This is a genomic window from Mucilaginibacter metallidurans, assembly GCF_003286435.2.
GTDB lineage: Bacteria > Bacteroidota > Bacteroidia > Sphingobacteriales > Sphingobacteriaceae > Mucilaginibacter > Mucilaginibacter gossypii.
Genome location: NZ_CP043449.1, coordinates 6536554 through 6557527, shown reverse-complemented (window position 1 = coordinate 6557527; position 20974 = coordinate 6536554). Strand labels below are relative to the sequence as shown.

9 protein-coding genes are annotated in these 20974 nt (G+C 46.4%); 1 reads left to right on the top strand and 8 read right to left on the bottom strand.

All coding sequences use genetic code 11. The features are described 5' to 3' along the window. Positions 1-95: 95 nt before the first annotated feature. The 3 genes from DIU38_RS28165 to DIU38_RS28155 all read right to left on the bottom strand — a co-directional run bounded on the left by DIU38_RS28165 (position 96) and on the right by DIU38_RS28155 (position 4309). Complete coding sequence (locus tag DIU38_RS28165) at positions 96-344, bottom strand: hypothetical protein (protein ID WP_112683107.1); 249 nt, start codon at positions 342-344, stop codon at positions 96-98. 17 nt (positions 345-361) lie between these two features. Next, a complete protein-coding gene (locus DIU38_RS28160; RefSeq protein ID WP_112653027.1) occupies positions 362-1975 on the bottom strand; it encodes a glycoside hydrolase family 43 protein in 1614 nt (537 codons plus the stop codon). A 327-nt stretch (positions 1976-2302) separates the two neighbouring features. Further along, positions 2303-4309 (bottom strand): alginate lyase family protein, encoded by a 2007-nt coding sequence (locus DIU38_RS28155; protein WP_112653028.1) that lies wholly within the window; start codon positions 4307-4309, stop codon positions 2303-2305. A gap of 365 nt (positions 4310-4674) precedes the next feature. Here DIU38_RS28155 and DIU38_RS28150 point away from each other — a divergent pair, with 365 nt between their 5' ends. After that, positions 4675-6825 carry a family 43 glycosylhydrolase gene (locus DIU38_RS28150; RefSeq protein ID WP_208057670.1) on the top strand — a complete coding sequence of 717 codons (2151 nt, stop codon included), beginning with the start codon at positions 4675-4677 and terminating at the stop codon, positions 6823-6825. A 141-nt stretch (positions 6826-6966) separates the two neighbouring features. Here the strand turns inward: DIU38_RS28150 and DIU38_RS28145 are convergent, their stop codons facing one another. From DIU38_RS28145 to DIU38_RS28125, 5 genes are all read right to left on the bottom strand, one after another. Next, positions 6967-8037, bottom strand: coding sequence for a glycoside hydrolase family 43 protein (locus DIU38_RS28145; protein WP_112653030.1), 1071 nt, complete (start codon positions 8035-8037; stop codon positions 6967-6969). A gap of 173 nt (positions 8038-8210) precedes the next feature. After that, the gene (locus tag DIU38_RS28140; RefSeq protein ID WP_243770629.1) at positions 8211-10661 is read right to left on the bottom strand and encodes a glycoside hydrolase family 95 protein; all 2451 of its coding nucleotides are present in this window, start codon (positions 10659-10661) and stop codon (positions 8211-8213) included. A gap of 408 nt (positions 10662-11069) precedes the next feature. Further along, the gene (locus tag DIU38_RS28135) at positions 11070-12989 is read right to left on the bottom strand and encodes a RagB/SusD family nutrient uptake outer membrane protein (RefSeq protein WP_112653031.1); all 1920 of its coding nucleotides are present in this window, start codon (positions 12987-12989) and stop codon (positions 11070-11072) included. A 10-nt stretch (positions 12990-12999) separates the two neighbouring features. Then, complete coding sequence (locus DIU38_RS28130; RefSeq protein ID WP_112653032.1) at positions 13000-16062, bottom strand: SusC/RagA family TonB-linked outer membrane protein; 3063 nt, start codon at positions 16060-16062, stop codon at positions 13000-13002. Positions 16063-16539: 477 nt separating this feature from the next. Then, on the bottom strand, positions 16540-20682 hold the full coding sequence (locus DIU38_RS28125) for a hybrid sensor histidine kinase/response regulator transcription factor (protein ID WP_112653034.1): 4143 nt from the start codon (positions 20680-20682) through the stop codon (positions 16540-16542). Positions 20683-20974: the final 292 nt, after the last annotated feature.

Genomic DNA, 20974 nt, shown 5'->3' with positions numbered 1-20974 from the left:
TTGCTCTGTCATGATTCCTTGATATTTAAAAGATTAACAAATCAGGAATTGGATGCAAAGATAGAATTTAATTCGAAATATCAAGAAGCGGCTATTTAGTTTGCAGGTTTGGGCCGCAACGTAGCTACAATTTCCATCGCCGGCGCTTGTTGCTTATGATTTAAACTGCGCTTACCTATTACCATAGAATTGTAAAGCATACCTGACGAATTATCAACTTTCGCTTTACGTCCAGGATTGCGCGGCGCCGGGCCGTGGTCAATACTGTAAACGAGTAATAATTGTAGTGTGGATATTAAGCGGATCATCGGGTTGGTAGGGATTATGCTTGTTATAGTCTGCACCCTGTTTAGAGCTGTTGTTAATGGGAATATTGATAGTGCAGGTAATCAACATCAATAAAACCGGCATCTTGCAGGTCGTTAAAACTGTAGATGGCCAGCCTGTCGCCCCTGTATGATCCCCATCTTAACTGATAGGTTTCACCAATGGGTTTAAAATGCCTGCCATCCGTGCTGTACGTAAAATTACTTTTGCCATCCAGGCCCCACGCTGTGCGTAACCAAATGCTATTGCTCTTGATGATGGGGCCGTCGGTTACGGCATTTTCAGTAAAAAACTGCAACTGTTTACCGCTGCTGGTTTGCACTATACCGGCCGCCGCATAATGGGGTGCTCCAAAGTGCGATAGCCCGGCGCGCTGGCCGTTAGCCATACCGCTCAGGTCAATTTTAACGGTGGCCTCGTTGGCGTTGGTGCGGTAGCAGCGCTGGGTTATGGTGTTGCCGGCATATAACAAATAGTTTTTGAGCGGTTTGAAGGCGTGCAGCCTGAGCCAGCCTCTTCGCTGAGTTAAGGACCATTTGCCGGCGCGGGGCTGGTAGTTCCATTCCCACTGGGGGCCAGGCGTGTTGCCGTTAAACTCATCCGAACTTTGCGGAACAACCCGACCGGTGCCGGTTACGGGCATAGGGGCCTGCCACACCATTTCGCCAAGGCCCGCTGCATTAGGCCGGCCAATGATAGGCCAGCCATTAGTCCAGGTTACAGGTAACAGGCTCAATATCCGGCCCGACCAATCGCCCGAGCCATGGTGGGTCAAAAAGTACCACTTATCGTCAGCAGCCTGTACTAATCCGCCCTGGTTGGGTTCGTTAAATTGCGGCTGACCTTCGTTCAATTGCTGTGGGCCTTCGTAAGGGCCCCGGATGTTTTTGGCCCGCTCCATCATGAGCACCCTTACGTTGTTGCGCACCTCGCTAAACAGGTGGTAATAATAGCCATTAATTTTGTACAGCTTGTTTGCCTCGCTGCCCTGCGATTGGTAGATCACCTTGTCGCTTTCCCGGTTAATCACCGAGCCATCGGCCGACATTTTAAACAGGTGGATTTTATAGTTGTCGGCAAACCTGGTGCCTATCAGGTAGCCCTGGCCGTCATCATCCCAAAACGGGCAGCAGTCGTCCCAGCCTTTTTCGCTCAGTACATGTTTTAAAGGTGCCCAGGGGCCTTCGGGCCGTGTAGCCGAACTCATAAAATAACCCTCATCCGGATCTCCGAAGTAGATCCAGAAACGGTTGTTGTGATAGCGTATGGCCCCCGCCCAGATCCCACGGCCATAACGGTCCATCCTGGTGTAATTCATAGCGGGCGAAATCACCGAAATATCGTTGACGGCGTGCCCCAGGATGCGCCAGTTCACCAGGTCCCTGGAGTGCAGGATCACAAAACCAGGCGAATACTGAAACGTAGAAGATACAGCATAATAGTCAGTACCCACCCGGATGCAATCCACATCGCTGTAATCACCGGGTAAAACAGGGTTACGGTAACTACCGTCGGGTTGGTCGCCCCAGTGAGTCCAGTTGCCCCATAGCGGGGCTACTTGTTTAGGCTGGCAACTGGCTTTATTAAAACAAAGCAGGGCTAAAACAAGGCCCGCAATAACGGGCGCAAAAGAAATATTACCGAACATAGTATTAAAAAATCAGGGAAAGCTTAGTTTTCATTTTTCCGGTTTAAAATTCTGTAAGGTCATAACCAGTTTAAACAAAGTTTATAATTGCACCTCAGTCGACCCGGCTTATCAAGTCCTGTAAAAATCCGGGCTTTTCAACCGCAGGCATACCAAAATTGATGGTGCAACCAGCAGATATGATCACGGCTTTGTTTGCTCAGGCTAAATGGTTGATACGAATTTATGGGTATCAAAAAGAATATTGTTGTTCCAAATAGACTTTTTGTTATATAAACCCGACCTGACGATGTCAGCATTTCCGGCTATATTAATATTTTTAAAAGGTTATTCTAACCTAACCTGATCAAACCTGACCGTTGTAGATACCGCTTCAAGGTCTGAAAAAACAATTATGCCGGCTTCTGTCAGCGACAGGTTTTGTGCTACAGTCCCGATCAGTTGCCACTCTTTGCCATCTGCGGAATAAAACGCGTTTACCTGGTTTTGTTCCTGAACCAACTTCAACCAGCAACCGCCCGTCATACGGTTAAAAGATATCACGGGTTCTTTTATATCGAACGTTGCTCCCACCTGTGTTAAACTATCGCCCGGGTGAAGCCGTGCCGTACAGGTTACTACCCATTTTGGAGCCTCAAGTTGTTGCGAAACTTCTGGATAGATCAGCAAATTTACCCCGGTCCCCTTTTCCTTCGCAGACTGCCGGAACGAAATGCCGAAGCCGGTGAACTGCGAAGTCAACTGCGGCTGGTAATGAATGGCGAGCGTTTGATAAGGCACTAATTTGTGATGGATGTAGGTAGCCTGCTCTTCGTTTCCGGTAAATCCCATGCCGGTACCTTCAACAGTAAAACCAGAATCCAATGACCGTGCTTGTCCTTTTTTTGATTTGGGGTCGAGATCGGTAACCGACCATCCGGCGGGCAATCCCGCTGTAACAGCAGCAGGATAGGCATCCATACTTTTACCTTTATTATTCACCGCCGATACGGTATACACATACTTGCGCCCCGATGCTACGTTTTTATCCTGAAACTGTGCATTGGTAACCCTGGTGGAAATTATTTTAAACTTTCCTTTCCTGTTGACCGCCCTTTTAACCTGATAAAAAGTGGCTCCCCGTACCGGTACCCACGTCAATTGAATGGACCCATTCTCGGGCACGGCCATCAATCCCGACGGTGTGCAGGGCGTAATGGTTGCATAGGGATCAATAGTTTGTATACTGCGTGTGTACAATAAAGTACCGAAGCCAATATGGTCTGCACCTGGCGTGCCTTGCGGTTCCGGCCGTACCTTTTCAGCAGCTTTCTGTGTAAAAATGGCCGTTTTATTCGCCCGGTGAACATAGTGATTAAATACCTCTTCATAAACCGCACGCAGTTTGCCGCGCCCTTCTGTAGCTATCTGCGCATGCAAATATTTTCCGGTCCGGTCCATTGCGGGCAAATAAGGAACATCCTCCCCCAAATTATATTTCGCGGTATACTCGAAGCCCCTGAGCAGGCGATCATTGAGTATACCGTAAAGGTTTAGTCCCTGTTGCCACGCTATCTCGGCGCAATCGGCAAGATGCGCAATACCTAATTGCGTATGCGATTGGTCTCTTCCGCTTTCCTGACACTGTCCTTCTTCATTAATAATATAATTGGGCAGGCTGCCGTTGCCTTCGCCATGTTGATAGTAAACAATCGCGCGTTCAAACATTGGCCGGTCATTGCAGAATACAGCTATGGCCATCATTGTTTTTAGTGCAGCTGAATCCCAGTTGCCGTTAGCAAAAGGTGCAAAATCTTTAATAACCGGATAAACCACTTCTTTAAAGTGCTTCTCAGCCTGCTTAATTTTGAGAGGTGCCCAGTTTGAATTGGTATAGCGCAAAATTTCCGCGGCATTAACCATTTTGAACGGTCCAAGACCGGCCATTAATACGGCGTCACGGCCTTTTATGGATTTTAATGTCGATGCCCAGGCATCAATAATTTGTTTTGCTTTTTCCGCATAACGTTGATCGGCTGTTATGGTCCACATGATGGCGTTCTGATAGGCCGCATTAGCGTCAGCATCATAAACACCCTGGCCCACGGTAGGATTTCGGCCAACCATCTCCATTGGCCCCTGCATTTTATAATCGAACTGCGACTGGCGATTATCTTTTAATTCATTATAGCCCGTAAAAATGGGCTCAATGCGCATGGCAACGCCGTTTTTTATTCTGGCCAGGTCTTCGCGGCTTTGAAGCAGCCCCGGATGGACAAACTGTTGTGCTGTTGAAGTTTGAAAGCAAAACAACAGCGCTGAAGCATTAATAAGGTACCTGACAACTGTTTTCATAAACGTGTCTTAAATAATTAAAATTGAATATTTTTTTTAATTCGCCGAAAATTTAAACCAACCGGCCCTGCGGATATTACAAAAGGCCCGGTAATACGTCAATTGTGCCTAATGTTTATCATTTGTTATAGTCATTATAAGTGACAAATCGGACGCCTTGCACACGTTCAGCCCGGAAGATACTCACTATATCAGCAGGAAAGCACACAGTACAACTCTTAACAGTTTTTTATAAAAAAGACACATACAGGAAAGACACTTTTTACCTTTTTTTATACTCATTACTATTGCCGCAATGACTTAAAAATGGAACAATAGTCTTGTTTTGATAATTCGGCACCTTTGATCATGTCATCTAAAGTCTAATGACAATATGGATAATCAGCTATTCGATATCTGCAATGAGCGTTATCAATATGGCGGTTTTGCACATTCGTTGTACGATTAGTTACATACAGGACATCCGGGCGAATGCTGTAACCATATTTTTAGGTCTTATATTCATTTGTACACTGATGACTTTCAAATCCATTATTTTCCGTTGTAATTTAATAGTTGTTTGTTCTATCTTCTGGTATCATGGCGCTATGGCCCAGTTCAATAAGGTAGAAGATATCAAGCCGGCCCCTTACCCCCGGGATGCAGCAAACCAGGTTAAAACTTATGTTAATCCGGTGCTCGCCGGGGATCATCCGGACCCGACGCTCTTAAAAGTTGGCGATCACTTTTACATGTGCGGCTCCAGTTTTCATTTCGTCCCTAATTTACCGATTCTCCATTCCAAAGACCTGTTGCATTGGGAGCTCATTTCAAGGGTTGTGCCCGCGGATTGGGATGAGTTAAAGTCCGGGGCGCCGGGTGCCGGCATTTGGCAAGGCGCAATAACCTATTTTTATGGCGTTTATCGTATTTATTTTTCAAACAGCGCAGGGGGCGGGCAATACATGTCAAGCGCCACGAAACCGTCGGGGCCATGGTCTGCGCCTGAAAAAGTTAAAACAACCCCGGATACAGGGCCTATCGGCTACGATAATTCTATTTTCGTAGATGACGACGGCACGCCTTACATGATCATTAAAGCCAGTCAGACAGCTAACCGCATACAGCAGATCGATCGTTCCGGCCACCTGACAGGCAAATTGATTAACCTGGACTGGATCAATCATGACAAGAAATACAGCTGGGCTGAGGGCCCTGTGATGTGTAAGAGGGATGGCTGGTATTATTACTTCATGGCTGGTGATGTTACAGGCGGGCAGTATGTACTTCGTTCAAGATCACTTACTGCGGATTCAGCGAAATGGGAGAACCTTGGAAAAATATTCGCGTTTTCAAAAGATCCGGATAACAGGTTCAGATCAGTCAATCACATGTCGTCTCCATTTCGGTTAAGTGACGGTACCTGGTGGTGTATCGCTCAAAGTTACGATGCACCCAAAGGGGACGACTGGAGCGGCCAGGGAAGGCAGGACCTGATTTTGCAGGTTCAGTGGACAGCCGACGGCCGTCCGTTCGTTCCTTATCCCTCAGATATGCCCCTTGCACGTCCAAATCTTACAAATAACGGCCTGGCCTGGCGCTTACCGAGGTCGGATGAATTTTCAAGTTCAAATTTGTCGTTGTATTGGCATTTTTTCAACAAGAACGCTGCGCAACAGTATTCAGTCACTGACAATAAAGGCTGGCTTAGGCTTAAGCCGAAAATTGGCAGGACCCACATTCTGCAAAAAGAGGCGGGACATTATTATTCGCTCGTTACGCGGGTAAGGCTGAATGCCCTGGCATCGGGGCAAGAGGCGGGCATTTACCTTGCTTCCGGCAATGAATCGGTAAACGTGCGTCTTTGTACTGGGTTTGAAGGAGGCAGAAAAACATTCAATTTCGCGATGGGCGGCCAGTCGTTCAGCACAGAAAACAAAATTGGGGAAAACGTATGGCTAAAGCTGGAGCGAAAAGCGCATGAGCTAACCGGTTACTACAGTTCTGATGGTCTGCAATGGCATCAAATCGGTACGGTCATCAATGCAAGTGAACTGGACAAAGCCCAGCCTAATTTTAATTCGTGGGTAGGTACCAGCCTGGGCCTTTTTGCTGAAGGCAAGGAAGCTGATTTCGATCTTTTCGTTTATAAAGACGGTTATTCGGAGCAGCCTTTAGCAGGCGCCAATAATTATTGGGGCGTTACGTTATCTCAGGTTGATGGCGCTATCTTAAATAATGATGCCGGAGGTTGGGTGATGTTAGGCGGAGTGGGTATGGGGAGAGGGGCAAACCAAGCAACCAGTATTTTTTTGACCGCCGCGGCGCTTAGTAACGGCAGCGTTGAAATATGGATCGATGACCTAAACAAAGAGGGCAGGAGAATCGCCGTTATACCGGTTAAAAGTACGGGCTCATTGAATAAATGGTCGGCCATATCTGCAAAGATACCGCCCATTGCCGGTCAGCATGATCTATATGTTAAGATAAAAGGATCTAAGAATGCATTGGCAATAAGATCATTATCATTTAAATAAGCTGTCCCTGCCCGAAACTAATTGATCATAAAGGCAGGCGTTCTCAGTGCTTTCCGATTGCCATCCCTGGGCGGAAAAAAGGTAATAAATTAATAAGCTACGGTCTTTAGCCCAATTGAAGACCGTAGCTTATTCTAAATTTTATTTTGATTTAAACGGGTCAATCAGGGCTATACTGCCATCTGAACGGTGGTAAAGCGGCGTTACCTTAACATTTCTCAGGTGTGTTTTGCCGGAGATTTCCGTGTCGTGGTAAAACAGGTACCATTTTCCTTTAAACTCCACAATAGAATGGTGCGTGGTCCAACCCTGCACCGGTTTCAAAAATATTCCTTTATAGCTGAAGGGGCCGAATGGCTTATCACTTGTAGCGTATGCCAGGTAATGCGTGTCACCTGTAGAATAGGTGAAATAGTATTTGTCTTTAAATTTATGCATCCAGGGCCCTTCAAAAAAACGCCTGTCATGGTCTTTTCCCAGCAGCGGTCGCCCGCTCTCGTCCAGGATAATAACATCCTTCACCGGCCCCTCAAAATGCTTCATATCCGAACTTAGCCTGACCACTTTACAGCTGAGCGCCGGGGCATCATCGTTCTGAAGGTCGGTTTTGGAACCGTTGGGCTGGTATTTACCCGTGGCCCATTGCTGTAACTGACCTCCCCAGATACCGCCAAAATACATATAACTTTGGCCATCCGAATCTGTATAAACCGCCGGATCGATACTAAAACTGCCTTCAATTGGCTGTGGTTCCGCTTTAAAAGGCCCCGCGGGATTTTTGGAAGTAGCGACACCAATATGGAAAACATCTTGTTTATCCTTCACCGGAAAGTAAAGGTAATACACGCCATTTTTGTAAGCACAATCCGGCGCCCATAGCTGCCTTCCTGCCCAGGGGATATTTTTTATATCGAGGGCTACCCCGTGATCGGTTACCGGCCCGTTGATATGATCGAGCGAAAGGATATGATAATCCCTCATCGCAAAGTGATCGCCGCTGCCGTTGTCGGTTACGGCTGTGTCAATGTCATGAGAAGGGTAAATATAAATTTTACCATTGAAAACATGTGCGGAGGGATCTGCGGTATAAATCGATCTGACGAGGGGAGGAGATAAAAATGTTTGTTTTTCTTTTGTTTGGGCGGCGGCCTGACTTACGGTGAAAACCGCCGCCATGAGTGTGCAGATAAGTTTAAATTGGGTTTGTTTCATCTTTGTTAATATTGTTTTCCAAAGGCAGCAGGCAGGGCATTTATACTTCGATGCTTAATTTGACGGGGCTGGATAGCCCGGGTTGTCCGGCATTTTTTTATCATATCGCCGGCCAATTCCCTTTTATATGTTTATAGCGGGAAATTGCTACTACAACTCATCGTATTAATTACTCAAATAACGCGGTATGTTTTACCTGCCAGGGTTGGAAGATCATATAAATAACTTTTCGGGAGTTTTACGCTTAGATCTTTATCGTTTTTTTTGATGATGGGTTGCGCGATGTCGGTGATACGATAGAATCGATTGCTGTTAACCCCGTTTGCTTTTTTTAACATCCGGTTGTTCAGCAGTTCGTTAACACGCAGCCGGCAATTCCCGCCAAGGGCCGAATGTATAACGAGTTTTGTTAGGTGACGGCCTGACCATGCCAGGTCTATCTTGAATCCGCCACGGGCCATCAGCCCGTTTACGCTGCCTTTATCCCAGTCGTCGGGCATAGCAGGCAGCAGATAGATTGCAGCATCATGGCTTTGCATCAACATTTCGGTGATCCCCGAAGTGCAGCCAAAATTGCCGTCAATCTGAAAGGGGGGATGTGCGTCAAATAAATTGGGATATGTGCCTCCGGATCCGGTCATGACTGGTTTTATCTGGTCTTTGATTAGCTTGTAAGCGTGATTGCCGTCTAATAACCGGGCCCACAAATTAATCTTCCAGGCCATTGACCAGCCGGTAGATACGTCACCGCGGTATACCAATGAATTTTTGGCCGCGGCGAATAATTCCGGATGTATAAAAGGAGAAATCTGGTTCCCCGGGAAAAGTCCGTAAAGGTGCGATACGTGGCGGTGATTGTCAGTTGGCCGGTCAAGGTCGTCCAGCCACTCCTGCAATTGCCCGTACCGGCCAACCTGCATTGGCGGCAATTTTTCGCGCAGCGCTTTCAGCGAATCGGCAAATGTTTTGTCCGTATTCAGGTCTGCCGCAGCATATATAACATCTGTAAATAAGCCATATACCAATTGGTTATCCATCGTGGTCCCGGCAGCAACCGACACCTCATGGCTCCCGGTTATGTATTCGTGCTCGGGCGAAACAGACGGGCTTACGACGAGCCAGCCATGATCCGGTTCTTTTTGCAGCACATCAACGAAATAGGTAGCGGCACCTCTCATTACCGGGTAATATTGCTTCAGAAATTTTTTATCTCCTGTGAAAAGATAATGCTCCCACAGATGCTGGCACAGCCAGGCATTTGCGGTTGGCCATAAACCCCAGAATGCGCCGTCGACTACACCAGTAATCCGCCAGATGTCTGTATTATGATGAAGCATCCAGCCCCTGGCCCCATACATCTGCCTGGCTGTTGCCTTACCGGTTACGGAAACATCTTTGATGAGGTTAAATAAAGGCGTGCCCAGCTCAGACAGTTGGGTGGCCTCAGCCGGCCAATAGTTCATTTCAGTATTGATGTTGACGGTATACTTACTATCCCACGGGCCTTTCAGTTCCCCGTTCCATATGCCCTGGAGGTTGGCCGGTTGTGATCCCGGTTGTGACGAACAGATCAGCAGGTAACGCCCGAATTGAAAATACAGTTCGGCCAGCTGGGCATCGTTGTTACCTGCAAAGTTTTGTATCCGCACATCTGTGGGCAGCTTGATCGCGTTTGTCATGCCCAGGTCCAGTTTTATCCGGTTAAAGTACGATTGATAAAACCTGATATTAGATTGGCGCAGGGTATTAAACGATTTGTTACAGGCAGCCTGCATATCGTTGCGGGCCCGCCCAGGCGCGTTTCCTGACAGGTCGTGATAGTTGATGAAATTAGTGCCGATGGAGAGGTAAATAGTCGCCGTGTCCGCATGGGCGATGGTCATCCCGGAAGTATCCGTTTGTATAGTACCCCCATGATTTTTTGCACGGGCGATCATGTTAAACCTAACCTGGCCTTTTTGATTTTCGTGATCGCTGCTTTTACCTGAAAGAACGATTTCCTGGTTAGCTGCGGTAAGCTCTTGTACAAGCGGGCTCTGGAGCCTTACCTTGCAATTGATCATTCCCGGTTTATCAGCACTCAGCCGTACCAGTAACACATGTTCTTTGAAAGAGGTAAAGTATTCCCGCTTATACTGAACACCTCCCGAGCTGTACCGTACTGTAGCTGTGGCATGTTCAATATCCAGGTCGCGGTAATAATTGCTAACATCTGTTTGGCCGGGAAAAGTGATATACAAATTGCCGGCGAGCTGATAAGGCATGCCGCTGTTGCCCTTCGGGCCGAGATATTTATTGGCCGCCGCCTGTGCCTCGAGGTGTTTTTTTTGAGCCAAAAGCACACGTACTTCTTCAATATGAGGCTTAGCGGCCGAATCAATGTTATTGTTGGGGGCGCCTCCCCAGATGGTAGATTCGTTGAGCTGGATGCGTTCCTGCTGTACGCCGCCAAAGACCATTCCACCTATAAAACCATTCCCTATCGGCAGGGCCTCATTCCAGGTGGTCGCGGGCCTGGTGTACCATAACTTATAACGCAGATCCCGAAGAGCGGATTGATTGTTTTGGCCCCAGGCGACGGCACAAAAAAAGCCTGCAATTATTGCTAAAAATGTCTTTTTCAATTTTATCAGTTTAGTTATGACAGGGGTATACAAGCCCGTGCCGGTTTGCAAGTCAGTTTATTGGGTTATAGCGCAAGTCACTTTTTTAAGTATGGCTGCTTTTTTCTTACAATATATTGACTATTAGCCTCATGAACAATATTTTATCCCCGGATTAATTATCCCGATTGATTTTCGAACAAGCTCCGTTTTAAAGAAAACAGGGTTCGCCGAATAGGCCTGCGCAATACAATTGCGCAAATGTTAAACCGGAAAGCTGCATTAAGCTGTATAAATTGCCTCTCAAACACGAGAAAGATCATTGTATAATTTATGCAAATGCTGTGCGCTAAGCATCACCGACCGGAAGAAATTAAGAGGCTGTTCACAAATTGAACAGCCTCATTAAAAAATCATTATTTCTCCAGCTTAGTATCCCGGATTCTGGTAGGCAGCCTTATCAGCAGCGCTCATAACCAATGCATCTATTTGCCCCTGCGGAATAGGGCGAAGATAGAGATGCGAGTCGATGGAACGTGTAACTTTAACCGGCGTGTGGTCTCCAAAGGTGGTTCCTGCAATTGTAAAGGAAGCAGCAAGTTCCCCCCACTTTTGCGTCCGTACCAGATCGAACCAGCGGCCGCCTTCTGCATAAAATTCCCGGGAACGTTCCGCTAATACATAGTTCATGTCGATGATTGCGGGAGTAGCCGCCATCATAGCCTGGCTATCGTCTTCAATCTTTACTACATTACCATTATTATTGAAACGCCACTTGCCTGCGCGTGCCCGCAGCACGTTAACGAGTTCACGTGCGGATTTTCCGGGTTTAACAGTGGCGCCTTTAACTGCCGCCTCTGCTGCGATCAGGTATAGCTCCGAGAATTTTGCTATTGGATAGGGACGCGTACTACCGGCATTTGGCTGTCCCAAACCTGTGCCGTTATCTGTACGATAAGGCCCCAGTTTCCAGAGTCCCGGATAAATTATCCGGCTTATATCGCCAGGGTTGACCACCCAATCTGATCTCCCCGGCAGCAGTCCCGCACCAACATTCCCGTTTCCTTTGGCATACACTACGTTCGGATCGTCATTATCCAGGAACGAGAGTATCGCGCCCCCCTGTGCTACGGGCAAGCCGTTGGCATTGGCTAAGGTCTGGGCCGTATTTCCGCCCTTTTGCCAGTTTCCGCGATATACGGTTGTGAAAGTTCCGTCATATCGCGAATCGTTCACTTTATCAGCGAAAGTGTTTTTCAGTACTTCAACAGTAGGGGCCATGCGGACCCAGGGCCGGCCCAAATGTTGATCTGCCTCACGCAGAACTGAGTTCACCCCGCCACTGATTATGTTAGGATAGTTCCAGGTCATCATCCAGCCGGCAAAGTTATCCGGAGCGCCGCCGCTTCCGTAGGTCAAACTCGAACCGTTATATTTTTCACTGGTTTGGGTATGGTCTGCATAAAGCACCATTTCGCTGTTACGGTCGTTTGTTCCAACATTCACATCGTAAAATGTTGGCTGTAATTTGAACGAGCCCGGATTATCAATTGCGGTGGTGGCGATATCGTAGGCGTTTTGAAAATACCACGCAGCATCGTGTCCATTGGGATCTGTCCGGTTACTTGCGGGATAGGTCGGGATACTATTGGGATTTTGCAACCACCATGCATAAGTTAAATAGGCTTTAGACAGGAAAAGGCGAGCTGCCGTTTTGGTCAGTCCGCCGGTTACCCGGCCGGTTTCCGGCAGATCATTGATCGCCTGCAGCAGATCCGGGAAAATCGCCTTTGTATAAACTTCGGGTACCGTATTACGCACCGACGTCCTTGAAGGCGTGATATTAAATTTCAACGCTCCCGACCCCAGATCAAGCGGTACGCCGCCGTAGGATTGCACCAGCAAAAAATAATCAAATGCCCTGAAGAAGCGGGCCTCAGCAATCAGAGCGCTGGAAATCCCCACGGCACTGGCGTTTTCGATTACACCGCTGGCAGTGTTGATGTCGGTAAAAGACTCGCCCCATATGATACTGGTAGGATAACTGGTTGAAGATATAATGCCCACGCCTGAGCAATCCAGGTCTTTGAAGTTTCCGTCGGCGCTCTGGCCCCATGTAGCTTCATCGGTACCGGTAACACCCGAATTATAGTAATAAGCCTGCCCGTAAATATTACGCAGGTGAGCGTACATGGCTGTTAATCCACCATTTACACCCTGTACCGTTTTAAAATATTCCGGGGTGAAGGAGGAACGCGGTTGTTCATCAAGCACTTTTTTACATCCCGTAGATAAGACCGTTAGCAAAAGCGTGGATTTTATGACGCTTTTTATCTTTAAAGTTTTCATGTTGATAATGTTAAAATGTCAAATTCAATCCAAGTACATAATTCGTGGTCGAAGGGGCGTTGCTGCCGACTGTCAGGAATCGTCTTAGACTGTTTGACAGGGGCACCGCCGCGTTTTCATTACCATAAGAGTTTGGTTCAGGATCCATCCCGGACTCTTTATGATAAGGCGAGAAAAATACAAATGGATTTTGCACGGTGAAGTAAGTGCGCAGGCGCATATTCGCGTGCTTTGAGAGCAGCTTGCTAAAATCATAGCCAAGCGTCATTGTCCGGATTTTGAGATAGGATGCATCAAAGTAACCGAGCGTACTGCCATATTTCGGATTATCGCCACTCAGGATACCGCCTGGTTTCGGGTATTTTGCTCCTGTGTTATCCGGCGTCCAGTAATCTTCCTGAACGTTATTACTGCGGCCTGTCATCAGGTTCAGATAGCCACCTGAGCCGTACAGGCTACTGATGAGCGTGCCCCCTTTCTTAAAGGCACCTACAACACTAAAATCAAAACCTTTATAGGCCACACGCGTATTAAAGCCGCCTTCGAATTTAGGATCAACATCGATGATCTGACGATCGGCAGCCCCGATAGCCCTTGTTGGCTGGCCGTTGGCGTCATAAGTACCGGTATACAACACTTTGATCATGCCCACATTTCCGCCCGGTTCAAGGGTGCTCAGGTAAGGATCGCCTGTCTGCCACAATCCGATTTTCTTATAATCGTATATGGCGTTTATATTATGGCCTACGAACCATGCGTTGCCCTCATCACGTGTCTGACCTGAAGCAAGCGCCACAAGTTTATTCCTGTTTCCATAAATATTAATACCCAAATCCCAGGTAAACCCGTTTTTATTGATGAGCGTACCATTCAAACTTAACTCAAGCCCCTTGTTCTGAGTCCGCCCAACGTTTGCTGTATAGCTTCCAACCCCTGCGGTAGGAGGCAGTCCTACGCCCAGTAAGATGTCGTTTGTATTTGTAACATAATATTCAACAGTACCTGATAAGCGATGTTTAAACAAAGAAAAGTCTATTCCATAGTTCCATGTCTTGGAATATTCCCAACCTAAAGTTGGACTTGGAAGCTGGGTTACATAATAACCCGTAGCATAGTTTGTGTCGCCGAAATTATACTGACGCGTACCCAAAGTACCTAATGTCTGATAAGCGTTTACTGCCTGGTTTGAGGTTTGCCCAAAGCCCGCGCGCAGTTTCAGATTATCTATGACCGAAATGCCTTTCATGAACGACTCGTTCATGATATTCCAGCCTGCTGAAACCGCGGGATAAGTGTGCCATTTATGACCTGGAGCTAAGCGGGAAGAGGCATCCGAGCGCACGGTGGCAGACAGCAGGAAGCGGTCATCGTAGGAATACATCACACGCCCCATGTAGGACATCAGGCCGCTCTGGCTGTAGTTGCCGTTGCCGATCGTGATCTCGCCGGTTGCTGCACCCAAATTATAAAACTGGAAAGCATCAGCTGGAATATCTTTGGCCGACATGCTGGAAGAATTGTACCTGGTTTGCTCGGTAGAATACAGGGCTACGACATTTATGTTATGCTTTTGAGCGAAAGTATGGTCGTAGGTCAGCAAATTTTCAACCGCCCAGTGATATTGGGCTGAGTTGCTTACGCCCGCTGTTGACGGCGTTGTAGGCGTGGCACTGCCAATCCCAACTCCGGTATAGTTGCCGTTGTTACTTTGCACATAATCGAGACCAAGGTTTACCCTGTATTTCAGGCCTTCTACCCACGGAATTTTTACTTCGCCATAAACGGAGTTGTATGTGGCGTAATTTCTTGTTTCGTTAAGCCATTGATCGTGGAGGTTATTGATGATACCTTTGGTCAACACGAAACTTTCAGACAGTGGCGTTTTAACCGTCCTTTTCAGGCTTCCGTCCGCATTATAGGGGTTGGCAAGGGGCGAAAGTCCCAAAACACTGCCAACGCCAACCTGGCTGCCTTCAGTAAGGTTATAGTTATTGTTAGTTGTAAAGCCAACTTTAACGTATTTGCCTACATTCTGGTCCACTGACCCTCTCATGGAGTAGCGGGTATATTGCTGCGTAGGAATAAGGCCCTGATTTTTATAATAGCCGCCGCCGAAATTATATGTACCCGTTTGACTGCCTCCGGAAACACCTACGTCATTACTGAAAACCATACCGCTTCTGTAAAAAAGCTTCTGCCAGTCGGTATTAACGTCGTCAGCTTCGTCTACGGCGTTAGTGTACAGGCCTGCCGCTTTACGTAGTTTTAAAAATTCGGGACCGGTCATCATCGGGTACCTGGCGAAAAGTTTTTGCTCCCCATAATAGGCGTTATAGGTAATTTTAGCGGCTCCTCCCACCTGGCCCCTGTTAGTGGTAATAAGTACAACGCCGTTTGCTCCCCTCGAGCCATAAATAGCTGTGGCGGAAGCATCCTTGAGAATATCGATACTTTTAACGTCGTTAGGGTTAATATCTCCAAGAGAGCCGGTAAAAGGGATACCGTCAAGTACGATCAAAGGATCATTGCTTGCAGTAAGCGACCGTTGGCCCCTGATGAGGATCTGCATCGTTGCACCTGGTTTTGTAGAAGTTTGAGAGACCTCTACGCCGGGTAACCTGCCTTGTATAGCCTGGCTGATATTAGGCGCGGGAATATCACGGATCCGTTCGCCGCTGATCGACGCGACTGAACCTGTTACAGCTTCCCGCCTTTGGCTACCATAGCCGATAACGATCACATCGTTAAGGCTGTTACTGCTTTGGCTAAGACGAATGGATAAATGGGTTTGCCCGTTAATCTGGATTTCCTGGTCGGCATAACCAATAAAAGTCACAATAAGCGCCCTCTCGGTTGGAGGGACAGTTATGGTGAAATTGCCGGCAACATCGGTTACTGACGTTGCTTTAGCTGTTTTTGCCCTTACGGTAGCGCCCGGTAAAGGCAGACCCTTCTCATCGACTACGGTACCGTTTATTTTCCTGCCTTGCCCAAATGCTGTAAGGCTGGAAAGCAAAACCGCCAGCAGCAGCAAGAATGGTTTCTTTTGAATAGTTTGTAATGATTTTTTCATAATTCAGGTTTAAAAAAATTGAAGTTTTTGTGCCATGGAGCAATTTGCCCAGGTTTGAATTTTATATGCTTCCCGTCCGGGCCTCTAATCAGGTTTTTCATTTTATAGTTTGTTAAATCACAACGGTAACTTTATTATGACCAGCTTCGCAATCGATTGCGAAATTGACGGTGACATCATGCGGATCTTAATCCGGACGATATCAAATAAATCAGAATGCTTTTTTTAGTTTATAAATTGTACATGGCGGCAGGAATGCCCCTCATAGCTATGCCGAAGATCATCGCTTTAAAATGATTAGGGTAGGACAAATCGCAAAATTCGTGATACATTTGTTCAATGATGCCCTTATGGGTGGTTTCTGCAGTGTTGTTGAATTACTTTGCCTTGAGCGCGCGCCCCCCCGAATATCCGGAATGCTGCTTCCGATACATGTACCATTGTGTGAAAAGATGGCTGCGGAGGCTATAGGACGCCTTAAATTGCAGGAGTGGCCTTGTTTTTAGACATATTCCTTTTGATGATCATGTACTCCGACGGTAACATGCCGAAGCGTGTTTTAAAGATCCGCGAAAAATAACTGGGTGTGCCGAAGCCTGTGATATAGGCGATCTGAGCTACATTATAATCACTGATTTCCAGCAACTGGGCTGCTTTGTCAAGTTTGACGTTGCGGATGTACTCCACCGGGGTTTGCCCCGTAATTTCCAGAAGTTTGTAATAAAGTGATCCCCTGCTCATGCCCACATGCCGGCTCAGTTCTTCAACTGACAGCCCCGGCTCACTTAATTGATCTTCTATATATTTCATGATCGAATTTAAAAGCTTTACGTCGGCCGACTCCATTTCAACCTGAGGGCTAACCATCTGTATTTGCCTGGAATATGTATCTTTTAGATTTTTGTTCAGATCAAGAAGGTTATCGATCTTGGTTTGCAGGATTTGGAAATTGAAAGGCTTCGTAAGATAGTCATTAGCGCCTGTTTTGAGGCCTTTTAACTGATGCTCTTCCCCGGTTGTTGCCGTTAATAATATTACAGGGGTATGGCAGGTGCGTTTATCGGCTTTAATTTTTTTGCTCAACTCAATCCCATCCATGTGGGGCATGTTGATATCACTGACAACCAGGTTAACATGCGCGCCAAGTGTTTTTTGCCATCCTTCTTTACCGTGGGCCGCCTCAATAATATGATAGTATTTTTTCAGATGATCCGACAAATAAGAGCGGAATTCGTCATTGTCCTCTACCAATAGTACGGTTGGCTTTAGTTCAGGGTTTTCACTGCCGGCCGGCCTGTCTTTAACGTTTTCTTTATTAGAAACGGGAGGTGTTTCGCATGTACCGGCTTCCACCGCAGCGGTGAGCGGAAGCCTTACTAAAAAGCTTGTTCCCTGTCCGGCTATACTTTCCGCCTGAATTGTGCCGCCGTGAAGTTCTATAAATTCTTTGGTTATGGAAAGGCCTATGCCGGTACCCTGGTTGACTATTGCACTGCTTTGGCGCGATTGATAAAAGCGTTCAAATATTTTTTCGAGATCATCGGCCTGTATGCCAATTCCGGTATCAGTAACCTTAAGCAGCAGGCCCGTGCTTAACAACGAATTCTTTTCAGCCCGGGCGCTTACAGAAACCACCCCGCCGGCAGGGGTGAATTTAAATGCGTTAGACAACAAGTTGAAAATAACCCGCTCCAGTTTATCCGGGTCAAAGTAGGCCCGCATCTCTTCCTGTTGCACATCAACCTCCAGTGTAACCTGTTTTTTTAAAGCAAGATCCTGAAATGCTTCGCACGACTCAGTGATAAAAGACATAATCTCTCCCGCCGAAAGGCTGAGCTTCAACTTTTGCTCTTCCATTTTACGAAAGTCAAGCAACTGGTTGACCAGGTTGAGTAACCTGCGACCATTTCTATTGATCATTTTCAGATCCTCAATGTCATTCCCCGGAACAGATTTTTCAAGCAGTTTTTCGACCGGGGCCAGGATCAGCGACACCGGGGTTCGAAACTCGTGGCTTAGATCTGTTAAAAACTTTATTTTCAGCAAGTCCAGCTCATGCAAACGTTCAGCTTCCCGCCTTTCCTGTTCAATAAGCTGACTGACTTGAAGTTTCTCCTGGGCCTGCTCAAATTGCCTCCGGATCTTCTGAATACCACGTCTCCTTATGAAAAACAAAGCCGATCCTAAAATAACCACGTAAGCAATATAGGCATAAACTGTTCGCCAAAACGGAGGCAATATAGTTATCCTGATCGTCGTCACCGGGTTATTCCAGTGGTTTTCATCTTTACTGGCCATCACCTCAAAACTGTATGTCCCGGGATCAATATTGGTATAGCTGGCTGTCCGAATATTTTGAACATAATTCCAGGCTTTATCAAAACCTTTTAACCGGTAAGCATATAAATTCTGTTTAGGAGATGTATAATCCAGTGCCACATAACCGATGGAAAAATTTTGGCCGTATTTCAAAGTGATTTCTTTTGCGGTACTGATATGCTCATGAATCGGTGACTCATTTCCAGGATTTACAATCGCATTATCAACGGTTAAATTGCTTAGAATTACCCGTCCGGGACGAGAGACAACCGGTAATCTCGATGGATTAAAAAAATTAAAGCCGTCCTGACCTCCAAAATAAAGATTGCCGTCCCTGGTTTTTATTCCTGAGCCTGAAGAAAAAGCTCCTTGCTGTACGCCGTTTTCGTTAGTAAAATTGCGGAAAACCCTTCTTTTGTAATCAAACGAACTGATTCCGCGATCTGTGCTTAACCACAGGAAACCTTTATCGTCTTGCAAAATTGATTTTACGAAGGAATTAGCCAGGCCCTGATCTTCACCGTAAGAAATGAATTTTTTTTGATTTTCGTCGAAGTAGCTAATCCCCTGTTTGGTGCCAGACCAAACACTGCCGTCATTGGTTACAAATAAGTTCAGTACCACGTCGTCGGCCAGTGCCGAATTTTTTTTATTGTAATGCGTCCACTTTTGATGCTCAGTATCAAGCACTACGATTCCAGTTCCCATCGAAGCAATCCACATGCGCCCGTCCCGGCCCGGAATAACAGAAGAAATAAAACCGTTAACGGGTAAACTCCGGCTCTGGCCGCCGGCCCCGTTTTGACTTGTCAGATGTGAAAATGAATGGCTATTTTCATCATATATATCTATTCCCCGACCCAGTGTACCTATCCAAATTCTGCCACTCGCGTCGGCGTTAATACAAGTAATATCATTGCTACAAATTCCATGACCATTGCCGTCAGCTGTATATTGTACATATCTATGAGTAGCGGTGTCGATTCGGAAAAGCCCGTTATGGTAAGTTCCCGCCCACAAGTTTCCTTTCCTGTCTATATAAAGTGATGTTACGGCCAGTGAGCTTCCACGGCGTTTCAACTTACTTTGTATATCATACGAATGCAAAAGGCCTGTCTTTTTGTCGAGCAAAGCAATACCTGCGTCGGTCCCTACAAAAATGTCACCGCTGCTGCATTCCGCGAAAGCGGTTACAAGCGGCGATTTTAAACCGAGAGGATCGAAAGGGTCACTTTTCTTGTGATTGAAGAGTGCAAGATGAGGGTCGTATTTTCCGATCCCTTCGGTAAAAGTTCCAACCCAATATATACCTGCAGGGTCAACAAATATGCTGCGTATGGAATTGCTTTTCAGGCTGCCCGCATTCCTGGGATCTGCGGTTAATTGCTGAAAAACCTCCAGTTGAGGATCGAATAAATTGACCCCACCCTCTGTTCCGATCCAGATCTTGCCGTCTTTAGCCAGGCTCATCGTGAAAATTGCGTTATTGTCCAGACTCAGTGACGATTGAGTGCCAGAACGAAAAATTTCAAAATGCCCATCATCTGTCCACTTGTTCAGCCCGTCGTACGTACCAAACCAAATGCTGCCTTTTCTATCTTCAATGATTGCTTTAACCGTGTTATTACTTAATGTGTACCTGCCCTGTTCATTGTGCGAAAACCTTTTGAAAGAATTTGATGACCATTCATACAGGTATAACCCGTAATTGGTACCAATCCACATCCGCTGTCGACTATCTTCGAACAAAGAGAGCACGACAAACGCGCCCGCATCCTTTTTATCAGGTTCCGGAATCTTAACAGGCGTAATTCTGCCGGTTTTCGCATCAATTATCCGGAGATCTTCATAAGTGCCTACCCATAATTTGCCCTGGTGGTCCTGGCAAATAGCCCTGACTGATATGTCTGAAATTTCTGGCCAGGAACCGTCTCCCCTGAAAGGCTCGAATCGATCAAACTTGCGGTTGTAATAAGAAAGCCCCCCTCCGCTGGTGCCAATCCATATCCGCCCATTTTTATCTTCAAACATTGACAAAACTTCGTTGGAAGGAATACTATTACCAGATGCGCCATGCCTGTAAATAACGAAATTACTGCCATCGAATTTGTTAAGCCCGTTTCCCGTTCCAAACCACATCAATCCAAACCGGTCTTTTATAATGGTATTTACGGTATTCGAAGACAATCCTTCTTTTATTGTAATAGATGTAAAGTTTATAGCGGCCTGTCCATAAATTTGAGATGGGACATACAAAAAGAGCAGGCATGTCAATATATAACAGCTTTTAAACTTAAGCATGATTAAAATTTGATGAATAGTCACTCGCAGCAACCAATAAAGGCTTCAGTAATTTATTTTAATTGGTGTTGTTTTGACAAATATAACCCAGTTGATGCAAATATCATTGTTAATTTATGACCAGAGGGTATTTCCAGACTTATTCTCAAATATTTCGTCTTTTTATCAGGCGGCAGCGGGTCTTATTCGCCATCATTTTTGGGATATCCCAGACTGTTTAAAAACGTCTTACCGCAGACCGCAGATCGTAAATGGAGCTGGTGGTGAATTTAAATTAAATAGCCATTAATCG